This is a genomic window from Hathewaya limosa, assembly GCF_030815255.1.
GTDB classification, from domain to species: domain Bacteria; phylum Bacillota; class Clostridia; order Clostridiales; family Clostridiaceae; genus Hathewaya; species Hathewaya limosa.
Genome location: NZ_JAUSWN010000018.1, coordinates 35,367 through 49,530 on the forward strand (window position 1 = coordinate 35,367; position 14,164 = coordinate 49,530).

The 14,164-nt window shown below is 27.1% G+C and carries 12 protein-coding genes; 4 read left to right on the plus strand and 8 right to left on the minus strand.

Translation table 11 applies throughout. The annotated features are described in order from the left end of the window. The first annotated feature begins 190 nt into the window (after positions 1-190). Positions 191-1,426 (plus strand): arginine deiminase, encoded by a 1,236-nt coding sequence (arcA, locus tag QOZ93_RS10575; protein WP_307356342.1) that lies wholly within the window; start codon positions 191-193, stop codon positions 1,424-1,426. Positions 1,427-1,488: 62 nt separating this feature from the next. Here the strand turns inward: arcA and QOZ93_RS10580 are convergent, their stop codons facing one another. Both QOZ93_RS10580 and QOZ93_RS10585 read right to left on the minus strand, forming a co-directional pair. After that, the gene (locus QOZ93_RS10580) at positions 1,489-2,730 is read right to left on the minus strand and encodes a sensor histidine kinase (protein WP_307356344.1); all 1,242 of its coding nucleotides are present in this window, start codon (positions 2,728-2,730) and stop codon (positions 1,489-1,491) included. Between the two features lie 15 nt (positions 2,731-2,745). Further along, entirely contained in the window at positions 2,746-3,462 is a 717-nt protein-coding gene (locus QOZ93_RS10585) for a response regulator transcription factor (RefSeq protein ID WP_307356347.1), read from the minus strand. A gap of 260 nt (positions 3,463-3,722) precedes the next feature. Here QOZ93_RS10585 and QOZ93_RS10590 point away from each other — a divergent pair, with 260 nt between their 5' ends. After that, entirely contained in the window at positions 3,723-5,141 is a 1,419-nt protein-coding gene (locus QOZ93_RS10590) for a sodium:solute symporter family protein (protein ID WP_307356374.1), read from the plus strand. Positions 5,142-5,257: 116 nt separating this feature from the next. On the opposite strand, the gene QOZ93_RS10595 is transcribed toward QOZ93_RS10590, so the two are convergent. From QOZ93_RS10595 to QOZ93_RS10615, 5 genes are all read right to left on the minus strand, one after another. Then, entirely contained in the window at positions 5,258-5,641 is a 384-nt protein-coding gene (locus QOZ93_RS10595) for a hypothetical protein (RefSeq protein ID WP_307356349.1), read from the minus strand. A gap of 3 nt (positions 5,642-5,644) precedes the next feature. Beyond that, the gene (locus QOZ93_RS10600; RefSeq protein WP_307356350.1) at positions 5,645-6,097 is read right to left on the minus strand and encodes a helix-turn-helix transcriptional regulator; all 453 of its coding nucleotides are present in this window, start codon (positions 6,095-6,097) and stop codon (positions 5,645-5,647) included. Positions 6,098-6,248: 151 nt separating this feature from the next. Beyond that, positions 6,249-8,837, minus strand: coding sequence for an ABC transporter permease (locus tag QOZ93_RS10605; protein ID WP_307356352.1), 2,589 nt, complete (start codon positions 8,835-8,837; stop codon positions 6,249-6,251). Next, a complete protein-coding gene (locus tag QOZ93_RS10610) occupies positions 8,830-9,516 on the minus strand; it encodes an ABC transporter ATP-binding protein (RefSeq protein WP_307356353.1) in 687 nt (228 codons plus the stop codon). The genes QOZ93_RS10605 and QOZ93_RS10610 overlap by 8 nt, the downstream gene beginning before the upstream one ends. 246 nt (positions 9,517-9,762) lie before the next feature. Further along, positions 9,763-10,824 (minus strand): uroporphyrinogen decarboxylase family protein, encoded by a 1,062-nt coding sequence (locus QOZ93_RS10615; RefSeq protein WP_307356355.1) that lies wholly within the window; start codon positions 10,822-10,824, stop codon positions 9,763-9,765. Positions 10,825-11,047: 223 nt separating this feature from the next. Here QOZ93_RS10615 and QOZ93_RS10620 point away from each other — a divergent pair, with 223 nt between their 5' ends. After that, the gene (locus QOZ93_RS10620; protein WP_307356356.1) at positions 11,048-11,227 is read left to right on the plus strand and encodes a YjfB family protein; all 180 of its coding nucleotides are present in this window, start codon (positions 11,048-11,050) and stop codon (positions 11,225-11,227) included. A gap of 282 nt (positions 11,228-11,509) precedes the next feature. Further along, the gene (locus QOZ93_RS10625) at positions 11,510-12,373 is read left to right on the plus strand and encodes a DL-endopeptidase inhibitor IseA family protein (protein ID WP_307356357.1); all 864 of its coding nucleotides are present in this window, start codon (positions 11,510-11,512) and stop codon (positions 12,371-12,373) included. 206 nt (positions 12,374-12,579) lie between these two features. Here the strand turns inward: QOZ93_RS10625 and QOZ93_RS10630 are convergent, their stop codons facing one another. After that, positions 12,580-13,905, minus strand: a complete 1,326-nt coding sequence (locus QOZ93_RS10630) for an MFS transporter (RefSeq protein WP_307356358.1) — start codon at positions 13,903-13,905, stop codon at positions 12,580-12,582. Between the last annotated feature and the right edge of the window lie 259 nt (positions 13,906-14,164).

Below are 14,164 nucleotides of genomic sequence, written 5' to 3' on the forward strand. Positions count from 1 at the left end.
TATTTTTTAAATAATTTGAAAATTTTGCTTTTTGAAATAGATTCTCTATAGTTCGCATGATATAATTTAATTGTTAAATAAAATAAATTAAAGTTATAGGTTATTAATTAATTTTAACTTATTAATAATTTAACAATTAGACTTGGATTTTTATTCAAGACTATATCATGGGTAAAAGGAGTGATTTTTAATGAGTAAGAATAACGTTTTAAACGTAACTTCCGAAATAGGAAAACTAAAAACTGTATTACTTCATAGACCAGGCGAAGAAATTGAAAATTTAACACCTGATCTTCTAGAAAGATTATTATTTGATGACATTCCTTTCTTAAAAATAGCTAGAGAAGAACATGATGCGTTTGCTAAGATTTTACAAGATCAAGGTGTTGAAGTATTATATCTTGAAAAATTAGCTGCTGAAGCACTAGCTGACAAAAACATAAAAGATAAATTTATTAGCCAATTCATAGATGAAGCTAATGTTCAAGGTGAAAACCTAAAACAATACTTAACAGAATATTTCTTAAGCTTTGATAATCAAGCTATGATAGATAAAATGATGGCTGGAGTTAGAAAAATAGAATTAAAAGATTATAAGAGTAATTCTTTAACTGATCAAGCTGACTCTTATCCATTTATTTGTGATCCAATGCCAAACTTATATTTCACAAGAGATCCATTTGCAACAATTGGACATGGTATCACATTAAACCATATGAGAACTGAAACAAGAAATAGAGAAACTATTTTCGCTAAATATATTTTTGAAAATCATCCAAGATTTAAAGATGAAAATGTTCCTTTCTGGTTCAATAGAGATGAAAACTCTTCCTTAGAAGGTGGAGATGAACTTATTTTAAGTGATAAAATACTTGCAATAGGTATTTCTCAAAGAACAGATGCTGCATCAGTTGAAAAATTGGCTAAGAGACTATTACTTAGCGAAGATACAACATTTGAAACTATATTAGCATTCCAAATTCCTGTAAGTAGAGCATTCATGCACTTAGATACAGTATTTACTCAAGTTGATTATGATAAATTTACTGTACATCCAGGAATCGAAGGTCCTTTAAATGTTTATGCAATAACTAAGGACAAAAATGATAGTTCAAAAATTGCAGTAACTAAAGAAGTTGACGTTCTTGAAAACATCCTAAGCAAATATCTTGATAGAAAAATTACATTAATTAGATGTGGTGGCGGAGATGAAATAATCTCAGCAAGAGAACAATGGAACGATGGTTCAAACACACTTGCAATAGCTCCAGGTGAAGTTGTTGTTTACTCTAGAAACTATGTAACCAATAAAATTCTTGAAGAATATGGTATAAAAATCCATGTTATGCCTTCATCTGAATTATCAAGAGGTAGAGGAGGCCCAAGATGTATGTCTATGCCTCTAATTAGAGAAAACTTAAAATAGCCTAATCATTTTTCAATAAAAAGGTTGTCTTATTACAGGACAACCTTTTTATTTTCTACAACTTATATAATAGTTTTTAAAAATATAATACTAAATTCTGTTCCTTTGCCTTCTTCACTTTTAACAGAAATACTTCCATTTTGAGATTCTATTATGGTTTTACTTAGCGCTAATCCTATACCTATACTACAAGGGTTAGTAGAATTTTCCCCTTTATAAAATCTCTGAAATATCCTTCCTATCCTTTCTTTTGGAATTCCCTCTCCATTATCTTTTATTTTTATACTAGTAGATATAGGGGTTTCCTCATAACTAATTAAAATTTGACCATTTACATTCGTATGTTCTATGCAATTTTTAATTATGTTTGATAATGCTTCAGCAGTCCATTCTGCATCATGCTTAAAATAGATATCTTTATTTCCCTTAATAATTATTTTCTGTTGTTTTTCTTTTGATTTTTCTATTAGCCCTATTAAAGACTTATTTATTGTAATATATAGTGGATTATTTATTATTCTAAACTGAACTACTCCCGCTTCTAATCTCCCCACTTTTAATAAATTTACAATAAGCCATTCCATTCTTCTTAACTGTTCATCGCTTAACTTTAAGAAATTATCTCTATCCTCCTTGGGTATATTTTGATTTTTCATTATCTCATTAAACATTATTAGTGAGGATAAAGGTGTTTTCAATTGATGTGATATATCGGAAATTATATTTTTAAGAAATATTTTTTCCTTTTTTAACCTTAATAAAACATCTCTCTGACTATTTGCCATTAAGTTAAAATGATATGTTAAGATAGCCAAATCCCCTTCTTTATTTACATTTTTAAAGTTTTGAAACTTTCCTTCTATAATATCTTCAGAAGCCTTACTAAATTTTTCAGCCTTTTTATAAAATCCTTTAAATCCACCAAATACCGTTAAATATACTATTATTAAAAATATACTAATTTCTAAAATGAATTTACATAATACTTTATATAAAAAATCATACATTACGGGATTTTTATATATATCTAAATCTTTTTCATATGAATATTTATCAAGAATTTTTTCACCCAACTTAAAATTATCCATATTCTTTAAAGTTAATGCACTAACTATTTCTTTTTCCATCTCTGGATGCTCAGATAAGATATTTCCTGCTATTATAGTATTTTGAATTATATAATTCTTATTTAAACTACTTATTTCTTTTTGAATTGTAACTACACATAAACTCATAAATATTATACCTAAAATAATAAACTTAAAAGTTATACTCTTAATCTCTGGATTTTTAAAATAATGCACTTTCTGTATCCCCCTTTATATATCCGCCCACTTATATCCGATCCCTCTTACTGTTTCAATATACTTAGATTCTTTAGGATTGACTTCTATCTTCTCCCGTAATCTTTTAATATAAACATTTAAGGTGTTACCATCTACAAAATTTCCATCTACATCCCAAAGTCTTTCTATTAAAACATTTCTCGAAAGTACATTCCCTTTATTTTCTAATAAGATTAACAATAACTTATATTCACCAGCAGTTAAAATTATCTCCTCCATCCCTTTATATACCTTAGCCTTTAAAGGCTCAACTATTATATCTCCTGAATTTATTTTATTCTCATTATGACTATCACTATTATTTGATTTTGTATTTTCAGTTAGCATACTTTTTCTTCTCAAAACTGCATTTATGCGAGAAATTAATTCTCTTATTCTAATAGGCTTAGTAATATAATCATCTCCACCTAAGTCTAATCCTAAAACTACATTAGCTTCCTCGTCACAAGCCGTTATAAAAATAATAGGAAGCAAACTTTCTTTCCTAACTTGTTCACAAAAATCATATCCACTTCCATCTGGAAGTGTTAAATCCAAAAGAATCAAATTTAAATTTTTCTCTTCTTTAAACTTTTGTCGTGCCTCTTTTAAATTACTTGCTCTATATACAGTAAAATTTTCTTGTTTTAAAGTATATTCCATTCCAATGGCCAGTGCCATATCATCTTCCACCAATAAAATATTTTTCACTAAAAATTCCCCCCACCCTTTATATTAAAAACCATTTTTTCTATGCAAATATTTTTAATCTTCTTTATTATTATATCAAAATACAGCCTTTAAGCCATTTACTAATAATACATATTGCAACTTTACATGTTTAAAAATATATTGAAGCTTTTTGTAATATTTCATAGTTTAAGGTACATTTTTGGTGTGTTATACTATATTCTAGAAATAAATATTAAGATTAGAACTCTGTATTGAAATAGAAAGGATATCTAAAAATGATAAATTCTTATTTAATATTTATATTATTATATTCATTGATTTTAATAGTAGCCGGTTTTATTACAACAAAATATGTAAAAAATTCTTCTGATTTTTTTGTAGCTGGACGAAAATTAAATTCAAAATTACTTTTTTCAACGCTTATAGCCGCTAACATAGGTGCAGGTTCTACAGTTGGTATAACAGGAATTGCTTATTCATCTGGTGTATCATCTTATTGGTGGATTTTTATGTCCGCTATTGGAACATTAGTACTTGCATTTTGGGTTGGTCCTAAAATTTGGGACATATCTAAAAAATACAATTTATATACTTTGGGTGATTATTTAGATTTAAGATATTCAAAATATTTTAAGTCTGCTTTATCTATAATGATGCTTATTGGAACCATAGCATTATTTGCTGGTCAACTTATGGGAATTTCCTGGATTTTAAATATAACTTCTGGTATAAGTAAAAACATAGGAATTTTAATAGGTGCTATAGTTGTTGTATGCTATTTTTCTGCTGGTGGTCTTTTATCTTCTTCTATAGTAAATATGTTAGAACTAGTAATAATAATTTTAGGTTTTATAATAGCAGTACCTTATGCATTAAAAGATGTAAATGGTTTTAATGGTTTATACTCAACAATAAGTTCAAGTTTAAATACAGCCGAAGCTAATAAATATTTTAGTATTTCTGGTATTGGTATAACTCAAATAATTGGATGGTTTTTAATGCTTACTCCTTCTTTCTTTATATCTCCAGGATTAATAGGAAAAATATATGGCGCAAAAGATACAAAAACCTTAAAAAAAGCTACTTTTTGGTGTGCTATGATTCAAATATTATTTGCATTTTTACCAACCATACTTGGCATGTGTGCATTTGCGAAATTTCCTAACCTTCAACAACCAGAGTTAGCACTACCTATGGTTATGAAAAATATGCTTCCTTTTTCAGTTTCTGCATTGGCTCTAGCAGCTATTTTTGCAGCTGAAGTAAGTACCGCAGACGCTGTTCTGTATATGCTTACTACAACTTTTACTGAAGATATATACAAAACTTTTATAAACCCTAAGATAGAGGATATAAAACTATTAAAATTAAGTAGAGTAGTTACAATAGTAGGTGGTTTATTAGGTATAACAATGGCCCTTTTATTGCCTAATATAATTACTGCACTATCTATATTCTATACATTAATGTCCGTTTCCCTAACTGCCCCGCTTATGTTTGGTCTGTTTTCTAAAAAACCTAAGACAACAATAGCCTTTATATCTGCATTAATTGGTATAGGCATTACTTTATTTTGTGAATTTTGTAATGGTGGTAAAGGAATTTGGATACTAAATGGACAGTCTACAGGAATAATTTTTTCATTAATTATAATGACTACATATATTGGTGTTAAGTCTTATAAAACAAAAAATTAAATATAGTCATTATAAAATTTATTTTTATCCTATCTACAACATTAATAATTAAATATTTCTTGAAATAAAAAGGTGAATAATATCAAAAATTATTATTCACCTTTTGTTATTTAAATTTAATTTTGTTCTAACCTAAAGTTTTGAAACATATCTATTATAATTTTAACAAGGGATATAACACAACATATTGTCCCTATACCTATAGTAATATCATTTAATGACCCATCTATTACTACTGGAAGTATTGTTCCTATTATTATGTACACTGGCAACATTAAGTTATTCTTCTTCATATTAAATCCTTTTATCTTTAATAACATGAATCCCCCTAATATTACTAATAAAAGTGGTAAAGATATTATTATTAATGCTAGAAATTGTATTCCCGAATTCTCATACCAAGAAACCGAAGGATTATGTGACATGTATATCCATAAAGAAAACATAACAGTAAAAAACATGATTATATTTAACATAACATAACTAGCTTTTTTAATCACTTCTTACACCTCGCTTAGTTCTTTTAATCTATTTTCCATGTATCCCTTATCAAATGAGGATACAATTCTCATATTATCTTTATTCAATATTCTATAATGACCTGATACAACATTTTGTTGAAGCTTATATTCATTGGATATTACTATATCTCTCCACCACACTTTTCCCCCCATTGTTTTATTACCTTTAATTTCACATTTACCAAAAGCTAATGACTTTATAATATCATCTATATCTTCGCCTAAGATCATTTGTATAATTTCACTATCTTTAAATAAAGAACAAACTACTACTGCTCCACTCCATCCTAAAGATGCTCTTCCTTTTTCTATCTGAACTAAAGTCTTCTTTGAGATTCCTAATATCTCTGACATTTTGTCCTGTGAAAACTCTTTTTCATTTCTTATAAGTTTTAATTTTGAATCAATTTTTTCTATAAACTCATTTCTATTCATATTCACTAATTCCTTTGTATATTTTTGTAGTATAGTGTAATTTTACACTATACTACCCATAAAGTAAATATAAAATTTCCTATACATAAAAAATTTTTAAAAAATAAGAAGAATCTTTAAAAAGATTCCCCTTATTAATCCAATCTGTTTTTTATTCTCTAGCCCTTATATTTTCTACAATACTCATCTTTTTAAGTTTCTTTAGTGGTATTAAAGAAGCTATAAGTGTTATTAATACACATCCTAAAGCCCCTATTACAAATACACCTATTGGTGTATTTGTAGAAACCTCTATATATTGACTTTGTGCCTTCATCATAATCTTAAATAATCCGTAAGATATAGCTGTTCCAATTATACTTACTATAATTCCATGAAGAATTCCTTCTAACATAACCATCTTAGCTAATTGCTTCTTAGTCATACCTATAGACATTAAAGTAGCGAACTCACTCTTTCTTAATAGAAGTCCTATCGTTATTGTGTTTATTATATTGACTATACCTATAAATGTTATAATAGTAATAAATCCAAATATAAATACAGCTACCTGCGTTTGCACACTTTCCACTTGTTTTGATATAAGATATACATCCATACAATTTAATTCTTGCTCTTCACATCTTTTAGTTAAATATTCTTGTATTTTTTCTCTTGAATTTTCATCTTTATATCTAAGTGCTACTGTTTTATTTTGCTCTTGTCCAAAATTATCCTTAAAGTTCTTATCCCCAAATACCATACTTACTTGTGGTCTTGTTGAAATTCCATTAAACATATCTTTACTTAAAATTCCTACAACTTTTACCTTAATAAAATCATTTTCCTTAATAGCCTTTTTAGCTCTTTTATCCATTTCTGTGGTTCCAATGGATAATGATATATTTTTGTTACTATCATCACCGCGAAACATATTTTTCATTTTAGGTATTTTAATTTCATCGCCAACCTTACAGTTTAATGTTCTAATTACAACTTTATTATTTTCCTTACTTTGAAGTTTATTTGTATCTATAATTAAAACCCCACCATTATTTAACTTCTCTTCATCTACACTACCTTCAATAAGATATTTTTTAGCCTCTTCTAATGAACTTTTATCATAGGAACAGTAATTAATTTGAGAAATGTTAACATATTTATTGTTATTTATATTAACTTCATCTGCTTTATCTAATTTAACTTTGGTAAATAAGTCTTGATTTATAAATTTGCTTTCTATGGCTAAAGATTCTTGATAATTAATCGGAGTAAAAACATCCTTGATTTCTTTCCTTCCCTTTAATTCTTCAATAAACTTAGGATCTATACTTTTCCTATGATTCATACAAGTAATTCCAGCATCAAAATCCATTGTTTGTAATGTTTGTTCGTATGCCATTCTAATTTGCTTAGAACTAGCTGTGAATACATCAAACATTACAAGTGAAATTATTAAAGAAAATAAAGTAATTATAAATCTTTTATTATTTCTTCTAATATTTTTATATGCTACATCTCCCTCAACTCTAAAAATAGCTTTTATTAAAAATGTCCTTCTCTTTTTATACTTTTCCTTTTTTATATTTCCAGAGTTTCTAATAGCATCTATGGGTGAAATTTTAGATGCTGTTCTTGCAGGTCCTATTACTGATAATAGAATAGTAATTATTCCAAGAGCACTACTTATTAATATAACTTCTGGGTATAGTCCTACATTTATAAGATTATCAAAAATAGAAAATTTGGATTTGCTTAATATATAAATAGTTATATAAATTCCTAAATATCCAGCTATTATTCCTAATGGAATAGATATTAGTCCCATAAAGCATGCTTCTTGTAAAACTAATTTTCTTATTTTTCTTGGTGTTGCACCTATACTTCTTAAAATCCCAAACTGATTAATTCTCTCAGCCACCGATATATTAAAGGAATTATATATAACTGCAACTGTGCAAACTACAATAATACACACTATAATAATCAACATTTTAGTTAGACTAGTATTTAATAATTGATTAACACCCTGTCCTTCTAGGCTAAGTAACCAATTATTTGAAATCATACAAGGAATTTTTTTTACCTCTTGTTGAGATGGATTTACCTTAACATTTAATTTCTTAGCTATTTTTTCTGCTATATCCACTTTATCTTTTTTAGCCTTCAAATTTACGACAACATCATACTTTTCACCTTCCTCTAATTTAGAAAAATCACAGTATGACCTTACTTTTATAGAATTTCCTGCAACTAGTTCTTTATCAAATCCAACTATTTTATATAATTCAAATTGTCCATCTTTGCCTAATTCAATGTTATCTCCAATTTCTTTTTTTAGTACCCTCTTAACATTTTTACTTATAATGATTTCTTTAGGTTTATTAGGAATCCTCCCCTCTAATGACTTAACCTTAAAAAATTCATTAAAAGATGTTTTATCATCATTACTAAAATCAATTTCCACATTTTCATTATTCTTAACTGTAATATTTTTCTCCTCTTTGCTTATTGAATAATTTTTTATTTCAAAGTTATTAGCTAATTTACTTACTTGCTCATTGTTTAAATTATTAAAACTAAATTCCCAATTTCCTGCATCCTGTTTTCTCTTTTCTATTAAGCTATCCTGGACACTAAACATAAAAGTTCCTATACCAGAAAATAAAGATATAGCTAGAATTATTCCTACTATAGTTAATATTGTTCTTTTCTTATTTTGTTTGAGGTACCTAAAAGTTAATTCTCCATAATTATTCACTTCTCATCACCTCATCACCTTCAATTTTTCCATCTGATATAGTTATTACCCTATTAGCCATTTTTGCAATTTCTAAATCATGCGTTATAAGAATTAGTGTTTGATTATACTTTTTAACAGAGTACTTTAAAAGCTCTATAATTTCTTTAGAGTTTTTAGAATCAAGATTTCCTGTAGGTTCATCTGCAAGTATTATGGATGGTTTATTTGCAAGTGCTCTTCCTATTGATACTCTTTGCTGTTGCCCTCCTGATAATTGTGATGGAAGATGTTTTCTTCTTTCTTGTAACCCTAAAATTCCTAATACCTCATTCATATACTCTTTATCTATTTTTTTGCCATCTAAAAGTACAGGCATTTCTATATTCTCCTCAGCAGTTAAAACTGGTATCAAATTATAGAATTGAAATATAAATCCTATTTCTCTTCTTCTTAAAATTGCAAGCTGATTTTCTTTTAATGAATATATACTTGTACCATCTACTATTACCTTTCCTGATGTTGGTCTATCTACTCCTCCTAAGAGATGAAGCAATGTACTCTTTCCAGATCCTGATGCTCCAACTATAGCTACAAATTCACCTTTATTTATGCCTAAATTAATATTCTTTAAAGCATCTACCTTTGTTTCCCCTTTACCATAGCTCTTACAAAGATTCTCTATTCTCAACAATTCCATTTATAATTCCCCTCTCTATATATAATAATTTATTACCTCCAAACCACAATTTATATAATATTCTCCCTTTATTACAATCTCATAAATATCATTATTACAATTTTGTAATAATGAAAACAAAAAGTTATTTCAGTTAAAAAACATACTTATAAACCGAAATAACTTTTTATACTTAACTCCATAATAATTCAATTATTAACTTATTATATTAATTATAATATATAGTAACCTAAACCTAGTTTAACTTTAATCATAACTTCCAAAATCTCTAGCTGCTTTAATCATTGCATAAAGGTTAGCCGCAGGTGTTGTGGTCATTAGTGTACAATCGGGAGTTAAAACAAATCCTCCTTTATTAAATTTCATTTTTTCTATAATTTGTCTTGATTCCTCATATACTTCATCTGGAGTTCCCATCTGTAATGTAGTATTTTTCACATTTCCACCTATTATATAATCCTCTCCAAAATAATCTGCTAGGTCTTTTAAATCCATTTCATATCCTGTTGTTATTAAAGTTCTCTTTTCTAGCTTAATTTCATTTTTCCAGTACTTTAAATTTCTCTTATGATTTCCACATAGATGAATAGATCCTATTTTAATTCCTAACTCCTTATATACATTAAGAATTTTCTTAATGCATGGAACACTAAATTTTTCAAAAGTCTTAGGTGACATTATTGCATTACACTCCATGGGAAATGACATACCTGCAGATACATTGCCTTTTCCAAATTCATTTATATAATATTTACCCGTATATATTATATATTCTGTAGCTATCTTAAGTAATTCATGTACTGCATTAGGCTCTTTAATAAACCATCTTAATAATGTATCTGTTCCAATTATACATTGTACTATATTCATTGGTGAACCCGCACTTATTCCTACCCCCAGCCCATTTTCATAACAAATTTTATTAAATTTTAAAATTCTTGATGCTCCTTCTGCAAATTCTATATTAGGTATCTTAATGTTTTTTATTTCTTGTACTGATAAAATAGGACGTTTTGATACTTTAGGTAAACTAAACTTAGGTGTTGTAGGAAATTCAACCTCTCCTCCAAAATCCATGGTAAAAGCTTCTGGAAGTCCATATCCTATTCCTCCATCATGATTATGTAAATTCTTTGCCCATATTTGTGCCTTAAAAGCTTTTTCAGGATTTAAATAGTATTCTCTAGCACTTAAATTACAAATTTGAGCTGCATATGCTTCCATATGTGGTATAACAGGAATCCTATCTATTTTTTCTCCTAATATTAATTTCTTCATTCTCTCTTCTGCTGTTAACTTATCTATCATATCTATATCCTCCAAAAACTCTGCTACATAAATAATCTCATTTAGTAATATTATATACTATTAGGTTTGTTTATATATAATTAACTACCATTCTAAGCAATCAAAAACATTTCAAAGAATAAAAATATACGTATTTTAAACTATATATAATCATAAACGATATATAGTTTAATGGGTTTATTATCTAATATACTACCTAAAAATTTAAATAGGAGATGATACAATGGATATAGGTGCAGTTTCAATGTCTATGAGCCAACAAAAAACTCAGGATGCTGTTTCATTAAGCTTAATGAGAATGGTAATGGACACCAACAAACAAGGCGGGGCAGATATGATTCAAATGATGGAAACTATGGCAGTTGACCCCAATCTAGGTCACCACTTAGATACAATCGTATAAAAACAAAAATAGATAGATAAATATGGTTAATTTATCTATCTATTTTTATTTTTTAATATATGTATAAATTTATGAAATAAGTTAATAATTTCAATAATTGTTTTTAATGTATTATCTCATATATACAACTATAATCCTTATATAAATTTTGAAATGTTACATCATGGTTACAATTAATTACAATGTAGTTACAACCACTTTCATTTATGTGTACAAGGCATATAATACAAGTGTAGGAATCATACTACATTATTATTATTTATTATTAGGAGATGGTATTTTATGAAAAAGAATAAAGTAATAATTCTTTTAACTGTATTAATTATATGTTCTTCTACAGTTCCAATCTTAGCTAAAGAAGGTTTTAAGAAAACTAAGATTGAAAAACAACCTTCTAAGGTTGAATTGTCCTTAAAAAAAGATCAAGAAAAAAATATAATTGCTGAAAATGTAAAAAAAGATGATAGCTCTAATAAAAAAATTATTAAAGATCAATCTAATAATGTAACATCCTCAAAAACTAATGTTTCAAATAGCATTAATAAAACTCAACCTGATGTAAAACATTCTGTAAATAAAAAAGTAATGAAATCTAATAAAATTCAAAAGAAAAATATATTAAACACTACAAAACAAAAAAAAGTTATGGCAACACAATCTAATACAAAAAAAATAGTAAAAAATAATTATGATAAATATAATTTTTTAATCTCTATGTGTAATGATGCTAATAAACTTTTACTTGATATAAATAAAAAAAGTATAGATTCCAATTGTAAAATTGTTCCTGTTAAAAATGAGGAAGGTGAATCATGGGACTATGGAAGAATTAAATCTCCTTATGCTACTATAAAAGACTTTGAATCTAAACTTAATGAATATTTTACTAAAAATTATATAAATAATCTTGAAAATTCTAGGTTCTATAAGAATATAGATGATGAACCATATTTTTTAATAGGTCAAGCAGGGCTAAAATCATATTACAATTACACTAGTATTATAAATATAAGTTGTACTAAAGATACCATTGTAGCAAAATGTAACGCCGAAATACCTTCTTGGAATAAATATAAAGGGGATGTAACTTTAAAATTAGAAGATGGTAAGTGGAAAATCGATTCTTTTGATAGTGTCTTAAATTAATACTATGTACTATCTTTTAGATAATAAGATTTTATATCAACTTATTAAATAATTTATTTAGGTTTTTTACAATAAAAATCTCTAATAAAAGACTATTGGATAAAACCCAATAGTCTTTTATTAGATTTATATAATTTGTATTTTTACAAATTATATATCTTTTGTTAATAAACTTATCATTATTTATGTTATTCATACTGCAAATTTTATTTTACTACGTTACTATTTTCCTGCCTACTTTCATTTGGTCTATTATACTTCTTAGTATATACTACCATTAACATTACTGATGCTATTATATATATAACAGCTGTAACATAATATGCCTTTCCATATCCATTAGGTAATTTGAATATAAACTCCTTACCCACAAATCCAGCGATAAATTGAGCTGCCGCTTGCGCTATATATATTACCGCATTATAAGCTGGTCTTGCTTCTTTACTAACAAATTCCATTGGCAATGCTTGTTGAACTGGTTGGGATGCATTCATAAAACCTGATCTTAGGAACAGACTTATACCAACGGCAAATATCATATATGAACCAAACGCTTGACCATTTGCAATAATTAGCATAAATGGTATAGAGAATAAAGCCAAACCACCTAATGTTGTAACTCTTCCTATCTTTTTAACAATCCATGGTGAAACAATTATAAAACCAACCATAGCAAGATATTGATAAGAAATAAGTGATGATATTGTTGCTCTATCTATCCCCAGTCTACTTAAAAATATTGAAAAATAAGGAGTAATTAAGGCTGCTCCAAGTCTTATCAAAAATGAGAAGACTATAAATATTATTATATATTTATTAAAAAAGGCATTCCAATTTAAAGCTTCTTTCTTTTCTTTTTTAACTTCTTTATAATCGCTTGGTAATTGTTTAATAAAGATTATTGGAATTAAACTAATAGCTGCTACGATAGTGTATATTAGTAATGCATCTCTATGAGCCCCTACGTATGCTTGTATTTTAACAGGATCAAACTGTTCTACTTTTTCTGTTAACTCCTTAGCTAGTGTATATTTTATTCCTAGTCTAGAAGCAAATCTATATGCTATTAATTTACCACCAGACCAAGTTCCAATAATCATACCTACTATGTTTGTCCACAATGTTGTAGAAAATACTTTTTCTCTATTTTTTTCCTCTGTATAACAACTTAAATACGGAGATAAAATTGCATCAAACATGCAAACACCTATCATAACTACTGATGCTGCAATAGCAACTATAATTACAGATTTACTTCTAGTTAATGCTAGTATTCCTACAATAAAAGCTATTGGTGACATCATTAAAATCTTTTTATATCCCAATTTAGGAACCAATAATAATAATGCTGCACCACCACAAAAACCAACACCCATAATAATTGACATACTTGCAGCTATTCCTTTGGTAACTTGTGATGCATCTAAAAACGTTACCATTGTATCTAAAGTAACCCCACTTAAGATACCCAAAAATGCATAAGCTATAATAAACATCCAGCTATTGAACTTACTTCTTTTTTCATCATTCATACTTTTTCCTCCACACTTAATTTCCTATTTTATTAAGTTTAAAGATATAACTCTTATCGCTCTAATAAACTCGTCAGAAACAATATTATCTACAAGAAAAAATATCTTTTAACTTTTAAAAGTAAAATAACTATTTTTTTATGTTTCTTAATAAAACTTAACCTTTTAATTACTATTAAATAATGGATTCATTAAAAAATTAATTAGACGTCTAAATTAATCCTAATTAAAAATATAAAATAATTATTAACTTAACAGT

Bases quoted from the DNA above. Each gene is read 5' to 3' on its own strand.
- arcA (WP_307356342.1), top strand. From the start codon at position 191: ATGAGTAAGAATAACGTTTTAAACGTAACTTCCGAAATAGGAAAACTA.
- QOZ93_RS10600 (WP_307356350.1), bottom strand. From the start codon at position 6,097: ATGAATAGAAATGAGTTTATAGAAAAAATTGATTCAAAATTAAAACTT.
- QOZ93_RS10610 (WP_307356353.1), bottom strand. From the start codon at position 9,516: ATGGAATTGTTGAGAATAGAGAATCTTTGTAAGAGCTATGGTAAAGGG.
- QOZ93_RS10615 (WP_307356355.1), bottom strand. From the start codon at position 10,824: ATGATAGATAAGTTAACAGCAGAAGAGAGAATGAAGAAATTAATATTA.
- QOZ93_RS10620 (WP_307356356.1), top strand. From the start codon at position 11,048: ATGGATATAGGTGCAGTTTCAATGTCTATGAGCCAACAAAAAACTCAG.
- QOZ93_RS10625 (WP_307356357.1), top strand. From the start codon at position 11,510: ATGAAAAAGAATAAAGTAATAATTCTTTTAACTGTATTAATTATATGT.
- QOZ93_RS10630 (WP_307356358.1), bottom strand. From the start codon at position 13,905: ATGAATGATGAAAAAAGAAGTAAGTTCAATAGCTGGATGTTTATTATA.